Origin of the sequence: Pseudomonas sp. B6(2017) (assembly GCF_002112765.1) — a bacterium.
Lineage (GTDB): Bacteria > Pseudomonadota > Gammaproteobacteria > Pseudomonadales > Pseudomonadaceae > Aquipseudomonas > Aquipseudomonas piscis.
On sequence record NZ_NEIQ01000023.1, the window covers coordinates 1 to 20,841 of the forward strand.

General features: G+C 59.3%; 27 protein-coding genes. 23 read left to right on the top strand and 4 right to left on the bottom strand.

What is annotated here, in order from left to right:
• From CAG11_RS33440 to CAG11_RS29150, 21 genes are all read left to right on the top strand, one after another.
• The coding region (locus CAG11_RS33440) for a major capsid protein (protein ID WP_178081833.1) at window positions 1-148 on the top strand (148 nt) is incomplete at its 5' end.
• A 1-nt stretch (window position 149) separates the two neighbouring features.
• Window positions 150-326: a hypothetical protein gene (locus tag CAG11_RS33870; RefSeq protein ID WP_178081834.1), complete on the top strand. Its 177-nt coding sequence runs from the start codon at window positions 150-152 to the stop codon at window positions 324-326.
• A gap of 2 nt (window positions 327-328) precedes the next feature.
• Window positions 329-649, top strand: coding sequence for a hypothetical protein (locus CAG11_RS29060; protein WP_085599569.1), 321 nt, complete (start codon window positions 329-331; stop codon window positions 647-649).
• Window positions 646-1,305, top strand: a complete 660-nt coding sequence (locus CAG11_RS29065; RefSeq protein ID WP_085599571.1) for a hypothetical protein — start codon at window positions 646-648, stop codon at window positions 1,303-1,305. Before CAG11_RS29060 ends, CAG11_RS29065 begins: the two co-directional genes overlap by 4 nt.
• The gene (locus CAG11_RS29070) at window positions 1,298-1,810 is read left to right on the top strand and encodes a hypothetical protein (RefSeq protein ID WP_085599573.1); all 513 of its coding nucleotides are present in this window, start codon (window positions 1,298-1,300) and stop codon (window positions 1,808-1,810) included. Before CAG11_RS29065 ends, CAG11_RS29070 begins: the two co-directional genes overlap by 8 nt.
• A complete protein-coding gene (locus CAG11_RS29075; protein WP_085599575.1) occupies window positions 1,807-2,397 on the top strand; it encodes a phage baseplate assembly protein V in 591 nt (196 codons plus the stop codon). The genes CAG11_RS29070 and CAG11_RS29075 overlap by 4 nt, the downstream gene beginning before the upstream one ends.
• A 43-nt stretch (window positions 2,398-2,440) precedes the next feature.
• The gene (locus CAG11_RS29080) at window positions 2,441-2,656 is read left to right on the top strand and encodes a hypothetical protein (RefSeq protein ID WP_085599577.1); all 216 of its coding nucleotides are present in this window, start codon (window positions 2,441-2,443) and stop codon (window positions 2,654-2,656) included.
• A gap of 4 nt (window positions 2,657-2,660) precedes the next feature.
• Entirely contained in the window at window positions 2,661-2,987 is a 327-nt protein-coding gene (locus tag CAG11_RS29085) for a GPW/gp25 family protein (protein ID WP_085599579.1), read from the top strand.
• Window positions 2,984-3,865: a baseplate J/gp47 family protein gene (locus CAG11_RS29090; protein WP_085599581.1), complete on the top strand. Its 882-nt coding sequence runs from the start codon at window positions 2,984-2,986 to the stop codon at window positions 3,863-3,865. The genes CAG11_RS29085 and CAG11_RS29090 overlap by 4 nt, the downstream gene beginning before the upstream one ends.
• Before the next feature lies 1 nt (window position 3,866).
• Window positions 3,867-4,478 (top strand): phage tail protein I, encoded by a 612-nt coding sequence (locus CAG11_RS29095; protein ID WP_085599583.1) that lies wholly within the window; start codon window positions 3,867-3,869, stop codon window positions 4,476-4,478.
• A complete protein-coding gene (locus CAG11_RS29100) occupies window positions 4,475-6,169 on the top strand; it encodes a phage tail protein (protein ID WP_085599586.1) in 1,695 nt (564 codons plus the stop codon). Before CAG11_RS29095 ends, CAG11_RS29100 begins: the two co-directional genes overlap by 4 nt.
• Window positions 6,170-6,178: 9 nt before the next feature.
• Window positions 6,179-6,769: a tail fiber assembly protein gene (locus CAG11_RS29105; RefSeq protein WP_085599588.1), complete on the top strand. Its 591-nt coding sequence runs from the start codon at window positions 6,179-6,181 to the stop codon at window positions 6,767-6,769.
• 96 nt (window positions 6,770-6,865) lie between these two features.
• Entirely contained in the window at window positions 6,866-8,029 is a 1,164-nt protein-coding gene (locus tag CAG11_RS29110; protein ID WP_085599590.1) for a phage tail sheath family protein, read from the top strand.
• 12 nt (window positions 8,030-8,041) lie between these two features.
• A complete protein-coding gene (locus CAG11_RS29115; RefSeq protein ID WP_085599592.1) occupies window positions 8,042-8,551 on the top strand; it encodes a phage major tail tube protein in 510 nt (169 codons plus the stop codon).
• A gap of 11 nt (window positions 8,552-8,562) precedes the next feature.
• The gene (locus tag CAG11_RS29120) at window positions 8,563-8,865 is read left to right on the top strand and encodes a phage tail assembly protein (protein ID WP_085599594.1); all 303 of its coding nucleotides are present in this window, start codon (window positions 8,563-8,565) and stop codon (window positions 8,863-8,865) included.
• Between the two features lie 136 nt (window positions 8,866-9,001).
• Entirely contained in the window at window positions 9,002-11,614 is a 2,613-nt protein-coding gene (locus tag CAG11_RS29125) for a phage tail tape measure protein (RefSeq protein ID WP_085599596.1), read from the top strand.
• Between the two features lie 9 nt (window positions 11,615-11,623).
• Complete coding sequence (locus CAG11_RS29130; protein ID WP_085599598.1) at window positions 11,624-12,469, top strand: phage tail protein; 846 nt, start codon at window positions 11,624-11,626, stop codon at window positions 12,467-12,469.
• A complete protein-coding gene (locus CAG11_RS29135) occupies window positions 12,444-12,650 on the top strand; it encodes a tail protein X (protein ID WP_085599547.1) in 207 nt (68 codons plus the stop codon). The genes CAG11_RS29130 and CAG11_RS29135 overlap by 26 nt, the downstream gene beginning before the upstream one ends.
• Before the next feature lie 60 nt (window positions 12,651-12,710).
• The gene (locus CAG11_RS29140) at window positions 12,711-13,754 is read left to right on the top strand and encodes a phage late control D family protein (protein ID WP_085599600.1); all 1,044 of its coding nucleotides are present in this window, start codon (window positions 12,711-12,713) and stop codon (window positions 13,752-13,754) included.
• A gap of 25 nt (window positions 13,755-13,779) precedes the next feature.
• Window positions 13,780-14,331 carry a glycoside hydrolase family 19 protein gene (locus CAG11_RS29145; protein WP_085599602.1) on the top strand — a complete coding sequence of 184 codons (552 nt, stop codon included), beginning with the start codon at window positions 13,780-13,782 and terminating at the stop codon, window positions 14,329-14,331.
• A complete protein-coding gene (locus CAG11_RS29150; RefSeq protein WP_085599604.1) occupies window positions 14,328-14,846 on the top strand; it encodes a lysis system i-spanin subunit Rz in 519 nt (172 codons plus the stop codon). Before CAG11_RS29145 ends, CAG11_RS29150 begins: the two co-directional genes overlap by 4 nt.
• A 68-nt stretch (window positions 14,847-14,914) precedes the next feature.
• On the opposite strand, the gene CAG11_RS29155 is transcribed toward CAG11_RS29150, so the two are convergent.
• Together CAG11_RS29155 and CAG11_RS29160 are read right to left on the bottom strand one after the other, a co-directional pair.
• The gene (locus CAG11_RS29155; protein ID WP_085599605.1) at window positions 14,915-15,178 is read right to left on the bottom strand and encodes a hypothetical protein; all 264 of its coding nucleotides are present in this window, start codon (window positions 15,176-15,178) and stop codon (window positions 14,915-14,917) included.
• A 392-nt stretch (window positions 15,179-15,570) separates the two neighbouring features.
• Complete coding sequence (locus CAG11_RS29160) at window positions 15,571-16,260, bottom strand: SOS response-associated peptidase family protein (protein WP_085599607.1); 690 nt, start codon at window positions 16,258-16,260, stop codon at window positions 15,571-15,573.
• 181 nt (window positions 16,261-16,441) lie between these two features.
• On the opposite strand from CAG11_RS29160, the gene CAG11_RS29165 reads away from it, so the two are divergent.
• Together CAG11_RS29165 and umuC are read left to right on the top strand one after the other, a co-directional pair.
• Entirely contained in the window at window positions 16,442-16,867 is a 426-nt protein-coding gene (locus CAG11_RS29165) for a LexA family transcriptional regulator (protein WP_077934292.1), read from the top strand.
• On the top strand, window positions 16,860-18,137 hold the full coding sequence (umuC, locus tag CAG11_RS29170) for a translesion error-prone DNA polymerase V subunit UmuC (RefSeq protein WP_085599609.1): 1,278 nt from the start codon (window positions 16,860-16,862) through the stop codon (window positions 18,135-18,137). Before CAG11_RS29165 ends, umuC begins: the two co-directional genes overlap by 8 nt.
• A gap of 377 nt (window positions 18,138-18,514) precedes the next feature.
• On the opposite strand, the gene CAG11_RS33445 is transcribed toward umuC, so the two are convergent.
• Both CAG11_RS33445 and CAG11_RS29175 read right to left on the bottom strand, forming a co-directional pair.
• Window positions 18,515-19,183, bottom strand: coding sequence for a hypothetical protein (locus tag CAG11_RS33445; RefSeq protein WP_143494805.1), 669 nt, complete (start codon window positions 19,181-19,183; stop codon window positions 18,515-18,517).
• 89 nt (window positions 19,184-19,272) lie between these two features.
• On the bottom strand, window positions 19,273-20,325 hold the full coding sequence (locus CAG11_RS29175) for a hypothetical protein (protein WP_143494807.1): 1,053 nt from the start codon (window positions 20,323-20,325) through the stop codon (window positions 19,273-19,275).
• Window positions 20,326-20,841 lie beyond the last annotated feature (516 nt).

The following is a 20,841-nucleotide window of genomic DNA, read 5'->3' on the forward strand; positions in this document are numbered from 1 at the left end:
CGCTATCGAAAGCGGCCTGGTAGAAGCTGCTCGTTTCCCGAAAAGCTGGGTGACTGAGGAGCCAAGCCAGCGGTGGTTGAAACTCCAGTGCGCGCCGCTTGCCGGCCTGTTGGAACCAGACGCTTTCATCTACGCAAAGGTGGTGTGACATGGCCGCGAAAGTTGAATACGTGGTGGTCGACGGCTGCGTCCAGGATGGCAACCAGATCGTCAAGAAGGGCGAAGTCTACGACCCGCCCAACGCTGAGGTTCGGGATCTGCTGTTGGAAGAAGGCAAGATCGCCAAGCGCGGCAAGCTGGACGTCGAGCAGTCCGGGGAGGACTGATCATGTCCTTTCGCGACCGCGTGTCAGTGATGGATGCACGGCTGCTGGATGTTCTCGGTGATGAAGCGGTGATCGAGGGCATTGCCCAGCCGGTGCCGGGCTTCCTTAACGCGCCCTGGCTTCGGCCGAAGCTGGGGCAGATCAACACCGGGTTTCGGGAGCCGCGCTTTGAGATCCGTATCAGCGATGCGGCGGGTATCACACCGGGCCGGCAGGTTTCGATTGATCTGCCGGCCCAGGATGGCGGCGGTAGTTATGACCTGGTGCGCGTCGACCCAGCCCAGGCCGGCTGGGCGGCGCTGATACTGAGGGCTAGACCATGAACGTCGGTAGCTATGCTCGGGTGGCTTCCCAGCACGGGATGATCACCTTGCAATCGTCGGCCGCCGATCTGCGGGCGTTCCAAGACTTCGCGGCCCTGGTGCCCAAGGCTGCGGCTGCGGCCCAGCGGCGGGCGATCAACAAGACCTTGGGTTGGCTGCGAACCCATATCGCCCGAGCGGTTAGCGCCAAGGAACGGATCGTGGTCGGCGCTGTTCGCCAGCGCCTGCGGGCGTACTCGGTCAACGGCAACGGGCAGGGGCGGCTATGGTTCGGCATCAACCCGATTGAGTCCAGCCGGATCGGTCGGGCCCGACAGAATCGAACCGGGGTCTCGGTGGCGGGGCGGCGCTATCAGGGTGCGTTCTTCAAGCGCGTCTATGGCGGCAAGCCTGATATCTGGATCAGGACCAGCAGCAAGCACTTCAACGCGAGGGACTACCCCGAAAGCGATATCTCGGGCCTCGGCTCGGGGTCGGGGTGGGTGTCTGAGCAGGACAACCGCTTCCCCCTGGCCAAGGCCAAGGTGTCACTCGATGACGTGCGCCCGAGCTTCAATGAGTGGGTCAGAAAGGCAGATGAACGCCTGTTGGTGATCCTGGAGCAGGAATTGAACTACGAACTGCAAAAGTACCTTCGGGGGAGTAACCGTGTCTGATGAACCTTTCAGTCTTGTTCAGTTGTATGGCGCCATCGAGCAGCACATTGGGGACGCTATTCCCGACTTGCGGTATGTCGGCACCATGCCGCACATGCTCCAAACAGTGGCCTTGCCGGCCGTGGTCATTGAGCTGGTGGAGTTTGAGCCCGCCCTTGATCAACTCACTGGTCAAACGGCTGTGCAGGCGCGTTTCGAGGCCCGGGTTATCGTCGCAGCTGAGCAGGAAGACTGCGAGCAGCAAGCCGCGTTTTGTGCGGCTCAGTTGGCAGTGCTGCTGCGCCTGCAAACCTGGGGCGTGGAGGTGGAGCCTGCCGAGTTTGTGCGGGCTGGCCGGGACTGGACGCGCCCAGAGTTGGACACCATGGCGGTGTGGGCTGTGGAGTGGACCCATGTGTTGTACCTCGGCCTCGAGGAATGGCCATGGCCCAACCAGCCACCTGGAACGCTGGTGTTCAACCTCGGCGAAGGTGTCGGCAACGTCCGGCCCGAGGAGCTTTCATGAGTTATGTCAGCGCACAGCATGACCGAATGCTGGCCGGCCTGATCATCCCCTGTAGCGTGGTTGCGGTCGATCTGGCTGCGGCCATGGTACGGGTGTCTGACGGTGCCGGCTGGACCAGCGCTTGGGTGCGCTGGCACAGCCAGGCCGCCGGCAAGGCCCGGCACTGGCGGGTGCCGAGCCTGGGCGAGCAGGGGGCCTTGATCAGCCCCAGCGGCGAGCCTGCCCAGGGGACCTTTGTTCCGGGGCTATACGGCAACGCTGGAGCCCAGCCGGACAACCGCGACCACGTCGAAGTGTGGCGCTTCGACGATGGCGGCTCGCTGGTCTACGACTGGCAGGCCAAGACCTACAGCATCAACCTACCCAGCGGCACGGTGACGATCCAGGTCGGCGGTAGCTCGGCGGTGATCACCGATAGCGCGATCACCGGCAAGGCCAGCAGCATCACCCTGACCGGGCAAATCACCTTGAACGGTGACGTTCAAATCAACGGCGCGAGCCTCAAGCACAACGGGGTCAACGTCGGTTCGACTCATACCCATTCGGGCGTAATGCCCGGTGGTGGATCGACCGCGGTGCCTCAGTAACCAGCAGCCCGCAGCAGCGGGCTTTTTTTCGCCTGGAGCAAACATGACCACAGCCAAGAAACCCGCCGAGCAACCCGGCGGGGAGCCGGCAGCGCCCGGCGCTTCGGTGTTCCGCGACACCCTCTATACCTCCCGCGTGCTGGTCCTGCCGGACGGCCGGCAACTGGCGGTGAAGCAAGGCCATGTTACGGCCGATGCGGGGGACCAGGTGGCGCTGGACTACCTGCGCTCGCATCCGGACCTACAACCGCAGGGGTGACGCGATGATCGGAATGGATCGCCGCACCGGCCAGTCGTTGTCGGGCATCGCCCATGTGCGCCAGTCCATCGAGGACATCCTGACCACGCCGCTGGGCAGCCGGCGGATGCGCCCGGAGTACGGCAGCGACCTGCGCCGCTACGTCGACTTGCCCGTCACCGGCGGCTGGAAAAGCGCCGTCCAGGCCGAGGTGGCTCGGGCGCTGTTGCGCTGGGAGCCGCGTTTGAAGCTGGAGCGGGTGCAGGTGGTGGCGGTAGTGGGGGGCCAGATCAGCTTTCAGCTGGTGGGCCAGTACCTGGGGGATAGCGCGATATTGGAGGTGACGGCATGAGCATACTGGACTTGTCGGCACTGCCGGCGCCGCAGGTGCTGGAGGCCCTGGATTTCGAGGCGCTGTACCAGGGCAAGCTGGCGATGTTTCGTCAGCACATGGGGGAAGCCTGGACGGCGGACCTTGAGAGCGACCCGGTGACCAAGCAACTGGAGCTGTCGGCTTACGGGGATCTGCAACTGCGGGCCCGGATCAACGACGCGGCCAAGGCCCTGTTGCTGGCCCACGCCCAGGGGAGCGACCTGGACCAGTTGGCGGCCAACGTCAATTTGTCCCGCCTTGTGATCCGCTCGGCCGACTCCCAGGCAGTGCCACCGGTGGAAGAGGTCAAGGAGTCTGACGACGCCTTGCGCGAGCGCGTCCAACTAGCCTACGAGGGCCTGACCACGGCGGGCCCGCGCAACAGCTACATCCTACACGCCCGCAACGCCTCGGCCCTGGTAGCGGATGCCGAAGCCGAAAGCCCTTCGCCGGCCTGCGTCACGGTCACGGTGTTGAGCCTCGACGGTGACGGAAAAGCCAGTTCCGAGCTGCTGGCGACGGTGGCAGTTGCTCTCAATGATGAGAACGTGCGGCCGCTGGGGGACCGGGTCAAGGTGCAGAGTGCCCAGGTACTGCCCTATCGCATCGATGCGGTGTTGTACATGAAGGGCCCCGGACCTGAAAGCGATGCTGCCCTGGTCGAGGCCCGGCGCAAGCTGGCGGCCTGGGTCAACCCGCGTCGGCGCCTTGGGCTGGAGATAGCGCGTTCGGCTATCGATGCCCAGTTGCACGTCGCGGGTGTAGCCCGGGTGGACCTGGCCGGATGGCAGGACATTGCCCCAACGCGGGCCCAGGCGGCGTACTGCACCAGCTACAGCGTCACGCTGGGGGGCTGATATGACCAGCCTACTGCCGATCAACAGCACGCCGCTGGAACGGGCCATGGAAAGCGTAGGGGCCCGGCCTGGGGAGGTCGCGCAGATCCTGCGCACGCTCTACAACCCCGCGACCTGCCCGGCGCACCTGTTGCCGCAATTGGCCTGGGCCTGGTCGGTGGATCGCTGGGACCCGACCTGGGCCGAGACGGTCAAGCGCAACGCAATACGCGCATCGTTCTTCATCCATGCGCGCAAGGGCACCATCGGCGCCCTTCGCCGGGTGGTGGAGCCGCTGGGCTACCTGATCGAGGTGATCGAATGGTGGCAGATGGTTCCTCAGGGCCCGCCGGCCACCTTCGCCCTGAAGGTTGGGGTCTTGGATACCGGTATCACCGAAGCGATGTATGCCGAGCTTACGCGCCTGATCGATGACGCCAAGCCGGTCAGTCGCCATATGACCGGCCTGGCCATCAGTCTGGAAACATCAGGAACCATCAGGTTCGGCGCCTACGTCGACCAGGGCGAGGTGATCGACATCTATCCGCCGACTCCTCGCGATATCGAAGTGACCGGCCGTTATGGCCAGGTCGTGTGCATTGACGAAATAGACACTTTGGATGTGTACCCATGATCGATTCCAACAGTCAGTTCTTCGCCATCCTGACGGCGGTGGGCGAGGCGAAACAGGCCAACGCCACCGCCCTGGGCATTCCCTGGACCTTCAAGGAGATGGCGGTGGGGGATGCCAATGGCACCGACCCCGTACCGGACAAGACGCAGACCAAGCTGATCAACGAATGGCGTCGGGCGCCGGTCAACCAGGTTCGCACCGATCCAGCCACCCCCAACCTGATCATCACTGAACAGGTGATTCCGTCGGATGTCGGCGGGCGCTGGATTCGTGAGGTCGGCTTGTATGACGCTGCGGGCGACCTGGTGGCGGTGGCCAACTGCGCGCCGAGCTTCAAGCCACTGCTGGCCCAAGGCACCGGTAAGACCCAGATCATTCGCATGAATTTTATCGTGTCGAATACTGCACAGATCGTGCTCAAGATCGATCCTGCGGTGGTGCTGGCAACTCGGCAATATGTCGACGATTCACTGGCCACGGCGCTGCCCGCGAATAAAACCCCCGGCACTTACCGGCAGGTGACCATCGACAAGCGTGGCATCGTCCTCAGCGGCGCTAACCCGACGACTCTGGCTGGCTACGGCATCACCGATGCTTTCACCAAGCCGGAAACGGCGGCGGCGATCAATCAAGCGGTGGCCGCGCTGGTCGCAGCCTCGCCCGGCGCACTCGACACGTTGAAAGAGCTTGCAGATGCGCTCGGCAATGATCCGAACTTTGCCACGACGATGACAAACGCCCTCGCCGGGAAAGCAGCCAAGGCCACAACGCTCGCTGGGTACGGCATCACTGACGCGATGAAAAAGTTCGCGGGCGGTATTGAAGCTCAAGCGGTCCCGTCTTCAAACAATCTCGACACGGTCAGTTCTTCAGGGCTGAACAGCTTTCATGCATTAACTGCAAACCGGCCGGCCGGCTCCACATACGGAACGGTTCTGCACATCTCATATGACCAGCCCACCGGAAACTGGACCCAGTTTGCAGTGTCAACGGGCGACAGTCGTGCATGGTTTCGTGGGTCGGTGAATGGATCGATTCAGGGGTGGCAAGAGGTGTGGAGCTCCGCAAACCTCAATCCTGGAAATCTCCAGCCAAAGCTTGGTTTCGCGCCGGTGCAACAAGGAACGGGCATCGGCCAACTGACTAACGCAATCAAAATCGGGTGGAACGCAACCGATCTGAAGGCCACGGTTGACACAACTGATCTGGGCGCGTTCCTGCTTTCGAGCAACTGCGAGCTAACCGGTGCGATTGTGTACTTCTTCTTTAATGCTCCACCCGCTGGCTTTCTCAGAGCGAACGGCGCGGCGGTCAGCCGTACGACATATGCTCGATTGTTTGCACGAATTGGGGTGATGTATGGAGCTGGGGACGGCTCTACAACGTTCAATCTTCCCGACATGCGAGGCGTCTTTTTGCGTGGTTTCGATGATGGGCGGGGTATAGATCCGGGGCGAGGATTCAGCAGTCTTCAACTCGACCAGGTACAGGGGCACGCGCACGGCATGCCTTCGGGTTCTTCCGGTTTTACTGTGTATGCCGGCGGGATCGGTGGGGCCAGCAGCGGCGGTGGAATCAATACTGCGCCGGCTACGGGCGGTGTTGTTTCTGATGGAATCAGCGGCACACCGAGGGTCGGTTCGGAGACTCGTCCGGTCAACATCGCGCTACTGGCGTGCATTAAGTATTGAGGAGGGCTTATGTCTGATAAAGAACCGCCAAAGGTGTATCAAGCCAACCCACTGACCGGCGAGTATGTCGGGCAGTTTTGGGCTGATCCCGACCCGCTTGATGACGGCAACTGGCTAATCCCGGGGGCTGCATTTTTGGAGGCACCGCCGCCGGGCAAAGAGGGATTTGCCATTGTTCACGTTCCGGAAAGCTTCGAAGCTTGGAGCCTGTTACCAGACTTCCGGGGCGTTGTGTATCGAACTGCGGATGGTCAACCGGTTGAATGGCAGAAGTTCGGCGAACTGCCAGCGGGCCTGACTTCAACGCCAAGACCGGGACCTTTTCACATTTGGTCGGCTGGAAAATGGAAGTTGGACGGTAATGCCGAAATCGACGCGAAGAAAGCGCAGGCGTTGGGCCTGCGTGACCAGCTATTGCTCCAGGCTGCTACACGAATCAGCCCTTTGCAAGACGCGGTTGACCTCGGCGATGCAACAGCAGCAGAAGAAGCAGAACTGAAGAAGTGGAAACAGTACCGGGTGGCAGTCAACCGCGTTGACCAGCAGTCGGGCTTCCCTCGAGCAGTTAGCTGGCCACCAGCGCCTGAGCCCACACCATAAACGCCCCGCACTGTCGGGGCGTTTTCATTCCAGCGCTTCGGCGCCCGTTGCACCCACGGCCTCGCTTAGCGGGGCCTTGTCATTTCTGGAGACTCTATGAGCTTTTTCCACGGCGTCACCGTCACCAACGTGGACACCGGCGCACGCACCATTGCGCTGCCTACGTCCTCGATCATCGGCCTGGTGGACACTTTCACCGAGGGGCCGGGCGTTAGTGCCAAGGCCAACGACCTGCTGCTGATCACCAGCGAGCGCGAGGCCATTGCGGCCTGGGGCCCGGATGCGGCGATTACCAAGGCGTGCCAGGCGATCTATCAGCGAGCCAAGGCGGTGATCGTCGCCTGTGGTGTGGCCAAGGTCGCAGACGCGGCGCAGCAAACCTCAGCCATCATCGGCGGGGTCCTGGCCAGCGGCAAGCGTACTGGCTTGCAGGCGCTGCTGGACGGCAAGAGCCGTTTCAACGCCCAGCCGCGCCTGCTGGTGGCGCCCAAGCACAGTGCCACCCAGGCGGTCGGTACGGCCCTGGTGGCCCTGGGCGACAAGCTGCGCGGCCTGGCCATCATCGACGGGCCCAGCAGCACCGACGAGGCGGCCATGGAGTACGCCAAGAACTTTGGCGCCAAGCGCGCTTACCTGGTTGATCCGGGTGTTCAGTATTGGGATGGCCAGGCGAGCGCCACGGTCGATGCGCCGGCCTCGGCCTGGGTCGCGGGCCTGTTCGCCTGGACCGATAGCGAGTACGGCTTCTGGGCCTCGCCTTCTAACAAGGAGTTCGTAGGCATCACCGGCACAGGCCGGCCTGTTGAGTTCCTGGACGGCGACGAGACCTGCCGGGCCAACCTCCTCAATAACGCCAACATCACCACCATCATTCGTGACGCCGGCTTCCGCCTGTGGGGCAACCGCACGCTGTCCAGCGATCCCAAATGGGTCTTCGTCACCCGAGTGCGAACCATGGACATCGTTATGGACGCCATCCTCTACGGCCACAAGTGGGCAGTGGACCGCTCCATCACCGCCACCTACGTCAAGGACGTCACCGAGGGCCTGCAGGCCTTCATGCGCGATTTGAAGAACCAGGGCGCGATCATCAACTTCGAGGTCTATGCCGACCCCGAGTTGAACACCGCCAGCCAGCTGGAGCAGGGCAAGGTGTACTGGAACATCCGCTTCACCGACGTACCGCCTGCCGAGAACCCGAATTTCCGCGTCGAAGTCACCAACCAGTGGCTGACCGAAGTCCTCGATAAAACCGCTTAAGGAGCCGCAGCAATGGCAATGATTCCCGAAACCCTGGCGAACATGAACCTGTTCGTCGACGGCATCAGCTTTCAAGGCGACGTGCCGAGCCTGACCCTGCCCAAGCTCACCCTCAAGACCGAGGAACACCGGGCCGGCGGCATGGATCTGCCGGTGGAACTGGACATGGGCATGGAGAAGCAAGAAGCCGGCTTCACCACCACCGGCGTGCGCCGCGAGTCGCTGCGCATGTTCGGCCTGTCTGACGGGACCGCGTTCAACGGCGTGTTCCGTGGCGCCTTCAAGGGCCTCAAGGGCAAGACCACTGCGGTGATCGTGACCCTTCGTGGCCTGTTGAAAGAGGTCGACATGGGCGACTGGAAGGCCGGCGACAAGGCCGAGATCAAGCACAACGTGGCCTTGACCTACTACAAGCTGGAGGTCGACGGGCGCCTGATCTACGAGATCGATGCCCTCGGCATGAAGCGTGTGATCAACGGTGTCGACCAGCTCGCCGCCCAACGTTCGGCCCTGGGCCTGTAAGGAAAACCCTCATGACTCAAGCTAAGAAAACCCCGGCCTGGATGACCCTGACCCCCGATAGCGTGGTGGTGACCCTGACCAAGGCAGTCGAGTTGAACGGCGTGCAGTGCGACAAGGTCACCCTGCGGGCCCCCACCGTGCGCGACGTGCGCGCAGCGAATACCGCCGCCGGCGGCGATGACGAACAGCGCGAGCTGGCGCTGTTCGCCAGCCTGGCCGAGGTCGGCAGCAAGGATCTGGAGGGCATGACCCTTAAGGACTACCAGCGTTTGCAGGCCGGTTATTTTCGCCTGGTGCAAGACGACGAACTTTGACCCGGCGGTGTTGAAGATGGCGGCAAAGCGGCTCGCCAGCGAGCTGCATTTTTCCGCCGAGGAGATCATGACCATGCGCTTTAGCGACATGGTCTGGTGGCTCACGGATTGAGCCTTACGCGTGTAGGGGGACCAGATGGCACGCAATATCGCATTGGGGTTTGTGATCGGCGGCGCCGTGAGTGCAACAGTCGGCGCGGCCTTCAAGACCGTTGAAAACCGCATCAAGAAGCTTGAGGAGCAGGGCAGCAAGGCCAAGGTGCTGAAAAGCACGATCGGCGAAACCATGCGCCTGCGGGACGAATGGAAGCGAGCCCACGACAGCGGCGCCGCCTCGGCGGCCGGCCTGCTGAGCAAGCTGGAGCGCAATCTAAGCAGCCTGCAAAAGCAGGGCGTTCAGGTCGGCAAGCTGCGCCAGGAATACCAGGCCCTCGGTCGGGTAGCCAAGGGCGCAGATTTGCAGCTCAAGGGGCACCAGCAGATCCAGCAGGGCAAGGAAGGGTTCAAGTCGAGCATTGGCCAGGCCGTGGCCGGGACTGCTGCTGTAGCGATCCCGACAAAGATCAGTGCTGACTATCAGGCGATCATTCGGGATATCGCGATCAAGGCTGGTATTGCGAACAAGCCCGAAGAGCAGCAGATGACACGGACGATCATCGAGACGTCCCAGCAGACTGGCATGGGTCGAAACGATGTGGCGGACCTGGTGAACCAGTTGGTGGCTGCTGGCCTGGAGCTGGACAAGGCGCTGTCCTATGCGCCGCTCGCTGCAAAGTTCGCAGTCGGGCAGGGCTCGGGTGGTGAAGAGACGGCGAAGATGATTTTTGCGTTGCAGCAGAACGCCAAGATCAACGATCCGAAAATCATGGAAAAGGCGCTGGAGGCTATCGCCGTGCAGGGCCAGTCGGGCAGCTTCGAGGCCTCCGACATGGCGCGCTGGTTCCCCAAGCTGCTGGCCAACATGGGTAACACCCAGTTGTTTGGTATGGATGCCGTTGTGCAGTTGGGGTCGATGCTGCAAGTGCAGATGAAGACCGCCGGCAGTGCGGACGAGGCGGCCAACAACCTGATGAACTGGATGTCCAAATCGGGTGCGGAAGATGTAGTCAAGGCCTATAAGGATGTGGGCATTGATTACCAAGCGTCTTTGAACACGGGTATCCAGAAAGGGATGTCGACTTTCGAATCCACCTTTGAGCTGGCGATGCGCTACATCAAGGCCACGGACCCGGCGAAGGCCGCGAAGATGCAGGAAGCTCAGGCCAAAATCAGCAAGGAAGCTGATCCGGAGGCGGCCAAGGCGCAGTTGATCGCGCTGGAGGAGTCGTTGCGTACCGGCAATCTGTTCGCGGACATGCAGGTCAAGATGGCCCTGCTGGCCTACTCGCAGAACCGCGAGCTGTACGAACAGCAGAAAAAGAACTCGCTCAACGGCAAGGGCATCCTTGATCAGAACCTGGCAGAGCGCCGCGAGACTTCGGCGCAGCTCTGGGCAGAAACCGTGCAGGCAATCAATGACGGCATGCGTGCGGTGGGTGATGCGCTGCGGCCGGCAACGGATGCGGTGGCCAAGGGTGTTCGAACGGTGGCCATGTCCTTGACCGGGCTCACCGAAAAGATGCCGGGTGTTGTCGCTGGGGTGGTGGGTGTAGGTGCGGCGTTGGTCGCGCTGGGTTCAGCATTCAGCATGTTCAAGATGGGGAAGGGGCTGTTCAACGTTGCCCGGGGCTCACTGATGGGCAACCCGAATGTGATCCAACGGGTGTTTGTCACCAACGCCGGCGGCTTAGGCGGTGATTACGACTTCGACGGAGGCCGCGACAAGAAGGGCGGAAAAGGCGCCAAGGGCGGCAAGGCGGGCGGCGGTGTACGTGGCCGGCTCGGTCGGGCCGGGCGTGCGTTGCGCTCTGCTTTCCGGCCCAGTGTCCTGGGCCGCACGGCGCGGCTGGGTGGCGCGGCATTGAAGGGCGCCACCAGCCTGGGCGTGTCGGCATTGAAGAGTGTCGGCGGCCTGGTCAAAGGCATGTCGCCCTGGGTGAAAGGTGGTGGCGTGCTGTCGGCGCTGGGGGCCGGGTTCAAGGTCGCGGACACCTACCAGAACGCCAAGACCCAGGATGAAAAAGCCGAAGGCTACGGCGGTGCGGCTGGTGGCCTGGCGGGCGCCATGCTCGGCACCAAGGCGGGGCTGGCGGCTGGGGCTGCCATTGGCTCGATTGTGCCAGGACTCGGCACGGCCATCGGCGGGGCTGTAGGGGCCGCGGTGGGTGGCGCCCTCGGCTATTGGGGCGGTGATGCCTTGGGCGCAAAGGCCGGGAAAGCGCTGTTCGGCTCTGACGACTCGCTTAAGCGGCTGCCGGACGCCGGCCCACTGATGATGCGCGATGCCGGCAAGAACATTCCGCCGGTCCTGGGCGATATCGCCAGGTCCTTCAAGGCCGGCCCGGCGCCGCTCATGCTCAAGACAACCGAGACCGCAAAACCGCTGGGGCAGGTGGTGCGCTCGATGGCGGGGACAGAGTCGCCAGTCGCAACGCCTGCGCTGCTCAAGGCACCGGAGTTGGTGAAGCCCTTACCGCCGAAGGTCGATCAGCAATTCAGCTTCGCCCCGGCGCTGTCGATCCGGGTCGATGGTGATGTTAAGGACCCGGCCCAGCTGGCCCGGGAGCTGGCACCACACCTGCGTTCGCAGTTCGACGAATACAGCCGGCAGGCCGCTGCCCGGCAGTTGTCGGATGAACCACACGTATAAGGAGGCCCTATGGCTTATATGGAGCAGTTGCAATCGGGGCTCCAGTCCCTGGTTGCAGCTGGGGAGGCCGGGCGCACCAGCGCAGATGGCATGTTGACCCCGTTGAACGGGGCTATCGGCGATATTACGGGGGCTGCGTCCGAGCTGGAGAATGTGCCGTTCGTGGGCCCGGAGATCGGCGCGAAGTTGCAACGGACCTTACGCGGCATCACGGCTGCGCAATCGGTCGTGGGCCAGGTCGCCGCAGGCTACAGCCAGGCCGTGTCGGCGGCGGGGCAGATCCAACAGCGTCTGGGCAGTTTGCAGGAGCAGACGGCCCGGGCGGGGGCTGCGATCAACCGTATCGGCGGCCAGGTCAGCCCCTCCCTAGGCAGCATCTTCCCTAGCGGTGCCCTGGGTGGTCTGGGCATGCCGGCGGCGGCCGCAGTGAAGCCGTTCCCGCACCTGCTGATCATCCACCCGCTGCGCCCAGGGGCGCAGCCCTACTACTTCAATCTGGACACGGCCGCCTTCGACGAACTGCGCCGGCAGACGGCGTTCAGGTGGGCGGGCCAGGAACGCCTGACGCGCAGCATTGCCCAGCAGGCGGTGGGGCAGGGGGACGACAAGATCACCCTCAAGGGCGCGGTGTTCCCTGGCTTCAAGGCCGGCCTCGGCCAGTTGCAGAAGCTGCGCAGTATCGGCCGGCGGCTCCAGCCGCTGAGCCTCACCACGGGGTATGGCGAAGTCCTGGGCACCTGGTGCCTGACCAGCCTGGAAGAAGAACAGAGCCACCTGCTGGCTGGCGGAGTGCCGCGTAAACAGGGCTTTTCATTGGAGTTCGTGAGCTATGGCGACGACATGCAGAACGTCTAGCGGGGATCTGCTCGACACGATTTGCTATCAGTTCTACGGCCACCTGAACGGCAGCGTCGAGGCGGTGCTGGATGCCAACCAGGGGCTGGGCGATGAACCCCAGCCGTTCCGGGCTGGGGTGCTGATCGTGCTACCGGATCTGCCGGCGGCGGTCGATGCACAGGTGCTGCTATGGGACTGATCAATGATTCAACTTACAACCCCGCCAAGTGCGGGGTTTTCATTTCCTGGAGCTTGAGGCATGACCCCTATTTTTCGAGTTGTCGCCGATGGCCGCGACATCACCGCGCTGATCAATGACCGGCTGGTGACCCTGCGCACCTCGGACAAGCCGGGCATGGAATCGGACGAGTTTGAATTGCGCATCGATGACCGCGCCCAAGCGGTGGCGGTGCCCAGCCGGGGCGCCAGTATCGAGGTGTTCATGGGCTACGAAGGCCGAGCCCTGGCCCGGCTGGGGCGCTACATCGTGGATGAAGTGGTGGTCACCGGCCCTCCCGACACCATCGAGATACGCGGTAAGGCCAGCGACATGCGCGGCAGTGGCAAGACCACTCGCAGCGGTAGCTGGGAGGATGTGCCGTTGCAACAGATCGTGCGCGATATCGCCGCCCGTAATGGCTGGCAGTCGGTGTGCCCGGTCACGACCAAGGTGCCCCGGGTCGACCAGCTCAATGAATCGGACTTCAACTTCATCACCCGCCTGGCAAAGCAGTACGACTGCACAGCCAAGGTGGCCGATGGCAAGTTGTTGGCTTTGCCGCGCCAGGAGGGTCTGAGCGCAACCGGTAAGGCCTTGGGCATGGTCACCATCACCCGCCGCGACGTGAGTCGCTACCAGTTTCGGCTTGGCGATCGCAGCACGCATAAGGCAGTGCAGACCAAGCACCAGGACAAGAAGAGCGGCAAGCTGCGGGTGGTCGACCTGAGCAACGACGACTCGCCGGACGGCCTGCCGCCGGTGCACACCGACCGCCATATCTACCCCAACAAATCCGCCGCAGAGCAGGCCGCCAAGGCCCGGCTGGCTGCATTCAACCGCAGCACCGCCGGCGTGCGGCTGGAGATGCCCGGGCGTACCGACCTGTTCGCCGAACGCATGATTTACGCCCAGGGCTTCAAGGTCGGGCTCGATGGTGAATACCTGGTCGACTCGGTCGAGCAGGTGTTTACCCAATCGGGCTGGAGTACCACCGTCGAATGCAACGGCGGCAAGAAGGGCAAGGCGAAAGCCAAGGGCAAGAAAAAGAAAGCCACCAAGCCGCTGCGAGTCGAGCAGCTGTAACCCATCACCACTGGAGAAACCACGCATGACGATCACAGTGCAGCAGCTGCTGCAAATCCTTCCCAACGCCGGCGCTAAAGCCGGCGTTTTTGTTCCTGGGCTCAACGCGGCCATGAGCAAGTACGCGATTATCACTCGCTTGCGAATCGCGGCGTTCATCGCTCAGATCGGCCATGAGTCCGGCCAGCTGCTGTATGTGCGCGAGCTGGGCAACGATCAGTACCTGAGCAAGTACGACACCGGCACCCTGGCCACTCGGCTGGGCAATACTCCGCAGGCCGATGGCGACGGTCAAAAGTACCGAGGGCGGGGCCTTATTCAGGTCACCGGTCGGGCCAACTATGAGGCGTGCAGCGAAGCGCTGTTCGGCGACTCTCGACTGCTCAATACCCCTGAGCTGCTGGAAAACCCAGTCTATGCCGCGCTGTCGGCGGGCTGGTTTTGGCAGAAGGCTGGCCTGAATACCTTGGCCGATAAGGGCGACTTTCTCACCATCACCAAGCGCATCAACGGCGGTATCAACGGCCTGGCGGATCGCCAGGCACTGTATGACCGCGCCCTTAAGGTGCTGGCATGAAGGCCCCGGGCTGGTTGTTGCCAGCCCTGGCCCTGGTGCTGGGGTTCGCCCTGGGCGGCTGGAGCGCATGGACCTGGCAGGCCAACGCCTACGGCAAGGCCATGGCCGAGCAAGCCGAGGCGTACAGCACCGACCGCGAGCAGGCCGCTACGGCGGTAATCAACTGGCAGGGTGAGCAGCAAGACACCCGCCGTACGCTCGAGGATCGCCTGCAAGCGAATGACGAAACCCACTACAAGGAATTGCGCGATGCTCAATCGAACCAAGCTCGCTTGCGCGACCGGCTGGCTACTGCTGATCTCCGGCTGTCAGTCCTACTCAACACTGCCGCCTCGGGTGGTGGCGGTGGGTTGCCAGCCACCGCCGACACCTGCGGCGTGGTTCATGGAACGGCGCGAGCCGAACTTGACCCAGCGGCTGCTCAACGAATTGTCGCCATCACCGGTGACGGCGATCAAGGACTGATCGCTTTGCAGGCGTGTCAAGCGTATATACGTGAGAATAACCAACGATAACTATTGATCGGGATTATTTTTTTCTAAAGACAAGGTGCCTAATAGGCACCTTGAATTATGCTTTTGAGCTAGTTGCTAAGAGGAGAGATAACGCGGCCGTTATCTTTAACTTCAGAGTTTCCAACCACAATTGAACTGTCAGACTGTACGTAGTATGGCTTTTCTGTGCCGCCCTTTCTTAGCGATAGCACAAAACCACGGCTGTCGCTCCTATTCCAGCTATCTGATTGGTCCACGGCGATAGCGAAGTAACCAGTTTGGCCGTCGTTGCCCCATTGGTTAATTGCAACTTCAATTTTATTTGAGGTGTTGTTTTTAACACTAATGCTCATGTCTATATTCCTTTTAGACTGTGAGTTGTAGGGTCCGTTACCTGATGTTCTATAACCACCATAGGCATTATGTAGCCGTATGTAGCTCCTTTAGAGCTTGCAGTCGGAAAAGGTAACGCACTCGTAAGCGTAGACACAATATTGTCAGTAGCAAGAATTTTTAAGGAATTGTGCGGTTGTCACATGCCCCTAGCGCAGTATCGAGATGTTGCTGTGTGGTCTGTTGGCCTCGCACGAGACTTTCACAAAGCTTGTGAAATTCATTGTTAGGTCTGTTTATTTAGCATGTAATAAATAGACACAATTATATGCGAGGGTGTATTTGTTTTTCCACTAAGCAAGCAAAGGAAGCATGAAGTGCATTTGCTTAATGCGCAGGTGCATTGAGGGCATTAATCGACAGGCTGAATCAACTGCGGGTTTTGATTCTTGACATTCCCCACCTCTGCTCCAACCCGATACCATTCGAAGTCTTCCGTCGGCCGGCACAGCTTTAGCGCTATCTCCTCGGCACGCTCAGAAGAAAGCTCAGGGGCTAGCCATTCGTTGGCAAGCTCAGGAGAAAGGACTAAGGGCCGGCGATCATGGATATCGACCATACCCTGGTCGCTGGCTGCCGTGATGACCACGAAGCCATCGCCCTCATGCGGGTCCATACCTGGGTGCACCTGGGCTAGCGCTGCAAAAAACATAGGTCGTTGGCTTTTCAGCCTTATGAAGTAGGGCTGCTTCTTCTTCGGATCGGCCTGGTCTTTCACCCATTCGAACCATCCTTCGCTGGGCACAACCGCGCGCCCACTTGGCCAAAGCTGCTTGAAAAACTTCCCTGTCGTCACCGTCTCTACTCGGGCATTGATGGGGGCTGGCCGTTTCCCAACCGCCCAGAAGGGCGCCCATCCCCACCGCACCGCGTCGATATGTATCCCATCCCGCGCCCCATGCAGTATCTGTACTCGGGTCGATGGGGCTACGTTGAATCGATTGATAGGCTGCGCGTCGTAGCCGCTAAAAAGGTCGCGCTGCGGACTCAGCTCCTCGATAAAAATCGCCATCCCCTCGTACTGTACAAATCGTCCACACATCTGCACCTCCCAATGCCGATTGCATCGCTGCCACTCAGCTGGTTCCTGAACTGTAGACATCGAGGAGGGGTCTAGGATCGGCTGGCGGGATTCCGCCTGTCAGAATGTACTGAGGCGCAATTGACGGTAACCAATTGGTCCATTTAACTGTATATTCGTACAGTTCTGGAAGTCGTGCGTCATGAGTTTCACAATCGAAGGCCCCATTGCGGAGGGCGGCCTAAAGCTGCCTCTCTGCCTCTTTCACGTGCCCGCTGGGTTTCCATCACCGGCGGCAGATCACATCGAAGCCCATATTTCTCTCGATGAAGTCCTGAACATTCGTGCGCCACACGTTTACCTGGTGTCGATCACCGGGGAGAGCATGCAGGGTGCCGGTATCTTCGATGGAGATCTGGCTGTCGTAGATCGCTCAATTGAGCCGGCGCATGGCCACATCGTGGTGGCCCTCTTGAACAATGACCCAGTCTGCAAGCGGCTATCTATCCGGGGAAAGGATGTCGTCTTGCTGTCTGAGAACCCCAAGTACCCACCACGTTACATCCTGGAGGGGGACGAGCTGTCGATCTGGGGCGTGATCATTGGTAGCGTGCGCAGTCATGTCTAAGGCTGCGTCTGTCTTCGCGCTGATCGACTGCAACAGCTTCTATGCAAGTTGCGAACGCGTCTTTCGCCCTGACCTGTCCAGGGTCCCTATCGTCGTTCTATCAAACAATGACGGATGCGTGATCGCTCGCAGCTATGACGCGAAGCCCCACGTAAAAATGGGCGAGCCTTACTTTCAGATCAGGCACAAGCTCAAGCAGCACGGCATTGTGGCGTTCTCTTCGAACTATGCCTTATACGGCGATATGAGCGAGCGGGTGATGTCGCTGATCGAATCGATGGTGCCGGCAGTCGAGGTGTACAGCATCGATGAAGCTTTCGCAGATCTCACTGGGATCAACAGCCTTGAGCAGTTCGGCCGCCAGATCCGGGCCCAGGTGCTGCGCTGTACAGGCATTCCGGTTGGTGTAGGGATCGCACCTACAAAGACACTCGCCAAGTTGGCCAACCACACTGCCAAGCGCCTACAAGCGCACACTGGCGGCGTTGTAGATATCACCGATCAGGTAAAGCGGGATTGGGTGTTGCGAAACACTGATGTCGCGGAGGTGTGGGGTATCGGCCGGCGGATGAAGGCCCATCTGGATGGGATGGGAATCAAGTCTGCTATGGACTTGGCCAAGGCCGACCCGTGGACGTTGCGCAAGAACTTCAGTGTCGTGATCGAGAAGACGGCACGGGAACTGGCGGGTACGCCTTGCCTGGAGCTGGACGAGCCAGATCCTCCAAAGCAGGAGATTTGCTGTAGTCGGATGTTTGGGCGACGGCTAACCGAGTTGGCTCCAATCAAAGAAGCGGTTGCCACATACATTATGCGAGCCTCGGAAAAACTGCGGGCTCAGAATTCATTGTGTAAGAAAATCCGTGTCAGTATTCGTACGGGCATGTTTAACCCCGAGGAAGCCAAGTACGCCAACGGTGTCCTGGTAGAGCTGCCGTATCCAACCAATGATGTCCGGCTCATGACGAAAATGGCTGTGGAAGCACTGGACCGCGTTTTCAGGCCGGGCTTCAAATACAGTAAGGCCGAGGTCTTATTGTTGAATCTGTGCCAGCCAGGCGAGTACACCGACGATCTCTTTGCGGTGGCGCAACCATCGGAAACTGAAAAGGTGATGAAGGTCCTGGACCAGATCAACAACCGTTGGGGGAGGGGCACGCTCCGCGCTGCCAGCGTGCCTACGGACCCCGATTGGGGTATGCGGCGGGAGATGATGAGCCAGAGCTATACGACCAAGCTTGATCAGCTTTGGAGGGTGTCCTGCAACTGAGGATGTCGTGGAGCAAAATGGGGACAACCTGTATGCCAGTCAATGCTATTTCTTGCTTTTTGCGTCGATACCCGAGAAGAATCTGCGTGAAATCGTCTCCTTTGAACCCATAGTTGCATTTCGGGAAGGGCAGCTAACGGCCAAAAGCGGTCTCTCCGTTTCTCTGCGAAACAGTGGCGAACAAATCACCGGTAGAGTTTGAAACTGTATGCTGCGAGCTTGTAGGGTATATATAAAAAACTACGGCAGTTCATTTTCTTGAATTCAGTGCTTCTCCGAGGCCGGTCAAGCTCATGTCTGATTCCTACGGCTAAGCCCGTCTGATGCAGGCTTAGCGTAGGTTAAACACATCACGAGCGTTATGAGCTATCAGGCTTTCAGTCTGGCATTTGGGAAAGTTGCTCTACTATCCGCTTAAACTCAGAGGGATCATTGTGGTGAGCATTGTATGCGTCAAATCCACCGCCTCGGAACTGGTTATATAGAGCGCCCTTGCCAAAAATTGCAAAACGTCCCGCCTGAGTTACTCGCACTAAAAGGCGAGCAGTCTGAGGAAGTCTTTGCCCTTGATACTCTCCTTGGTCCCAAGCATAGCGAGGTATGTAACGACCAGGTGATAACTCAACCACTTCCTCTGCTGCTCCGGGTGCACCTCGATGGTCAGGGTCAACCGGGGGAAGGCCTGAAACTTCTAAAATAAAGTTTGCCTCTCGAGAGGTTGGCCCGGGATTCCAAAACAGGAGTCGCACAGGGCTGCAAACATGCACGAAAGTATCAAAACCGCTGTCACTGGTGGCCCACTCCAATAAGCCTTCGTTTGAAAACCGGCATCCAAGTAAATCCAATCCGCCACCATCCGGAAAAAAAACATGGTTAAAACTTCCGGAAACAGCGTTCAAGACTGGCACTATTTGTGGGCCGTACCACTCAGCTCTCTCAGGTATGTTGCCGCCAAAAATATCTACAAGCCTGGCATTCCATACAGCATGCAACTCTTCAAATGGCATATAACTCTCCTTTTTAGCAATACCGACGAATAACTGCATGGTTCTTACTCGCAAGATACCGACATGCGAGACATGTATGCGACATTCTATTTCTATAACCGTCGCGCCCCAGTAGTTTGTTAGAGGCGCTATGGTTTAAAATCAAAATTCGGCTCAAACTGGATTTGCCAGAGAGGAAGGTTCTCGCCTGAATAACCATCAGCGATATCAACCTTGAAGAACTCCGGATCATATTTAGAATCTAAAGCAATCACTTTTCGTTCGTAAACAGTGTGCTCATTATAAGCACTGCTCACCAAAGAACTCAGATCACCCACAATTGCAAACCCTGCTTCTTTATCCCATTCGTTTTCATGCGGACGGTACTCAAACCTTAGTGACTTTACTTTATCACCATCCAACACGGCTTTGTTTTCCGCCTCGACCCAACGGCCAAATCTAACGAACTGAAACACCAATTGAATATCTTTGCTATTAGTTACTTCTTCTCCCGCGCAGAATGCTCTAATTCCTCCGATAACAAATTTCGCGATACCATCTGACGAAATAGAGGAGTCATTATCCTGACTCGCGACAAGCTCAATGGCGAGCGATGGAGTGGTGCCAATAGAACGATCTCCTAACGTGGCCATTTCATTTTTGGCCATGGCATGCAAAAAATTAATTGTGAATTTCCGCTTATGCTCTACAAAAGCCTGCTTGGATAGCAATACCCACTTATTCCACTGCGAGTAATAAATTGCAAACTTCAGATCCGCACCTTGCAGCCGAGCATAGTTCTCAAGCCCCTCTAAATAATCCCGGGTAAACTCATAGTTAGACTTGCAATCGACAAGAAAGCAGCTCTTTACTTCTATCAGAAGTCTAAGTCCACTTTTTAGAACAACGGAGTAGTCAGGGGCGCGAATATTCAGCCCGGCCGCGACCATTGCGCCGCTATCTTCTGGCTTAATCATTAGGCAGCCACCTAGGGCCCCCGCCACATGTTGAAATAAGCCCTCAACTCTCTTTCCATGAAGCAGTCGCTGATCATCAGCGGCTGACTTTATAGATGCACCTATTTTTGAGAGGAAGTCAGCCTGATCTTTAGTGGACTGAAGCTCATAATCATGCTCACGAGACATCGCTGTAAACAGCTCAACGGTGTCAAATTTCTCAGGATTTCTCGGCAATCGTTTCAATGCACTCTCCCTTTCCATTAACTCCTAGTTACCGCTGCTTTGGAAGGCAATATATGTGAGGGGCTCAATACAACGAGTAGGTCGTATGGCCAGAGCATAAACGTACAATCTTCGTAGCGTCGAGCAATCGCAGTTTGCTGCTAGGCCGGAGGTCCCTTAGGCCACGCGGGTTTCTCCTGAATAATCGTCACCAGCCTTCTCCTTGGCGTAGGAACACACGCCTATTAATACCAGACACAAATGCCAATGTGCCACTGTCATATCGGCTAAGTGATAGTCGTCTATAAGGCAAATTCAAATGTTCTACGGATAACGAGCTGGTCAACGCCCAGATGTGGGTTGCTGTGATCGACTCAGTAATGGCCAAGAGTGGTCTGCATCGTCTCAACATCGCCTGTTGCTGCCAACACCTTGACCATCAGGGAGCGTATGCCGCTGTGCGAGGATCTCTCTTTGATAGAGGCTTGTCTGTAGAGCCTGCTGAAGGAGGGCAAATTTAGGGTAAAACGGGGGCCG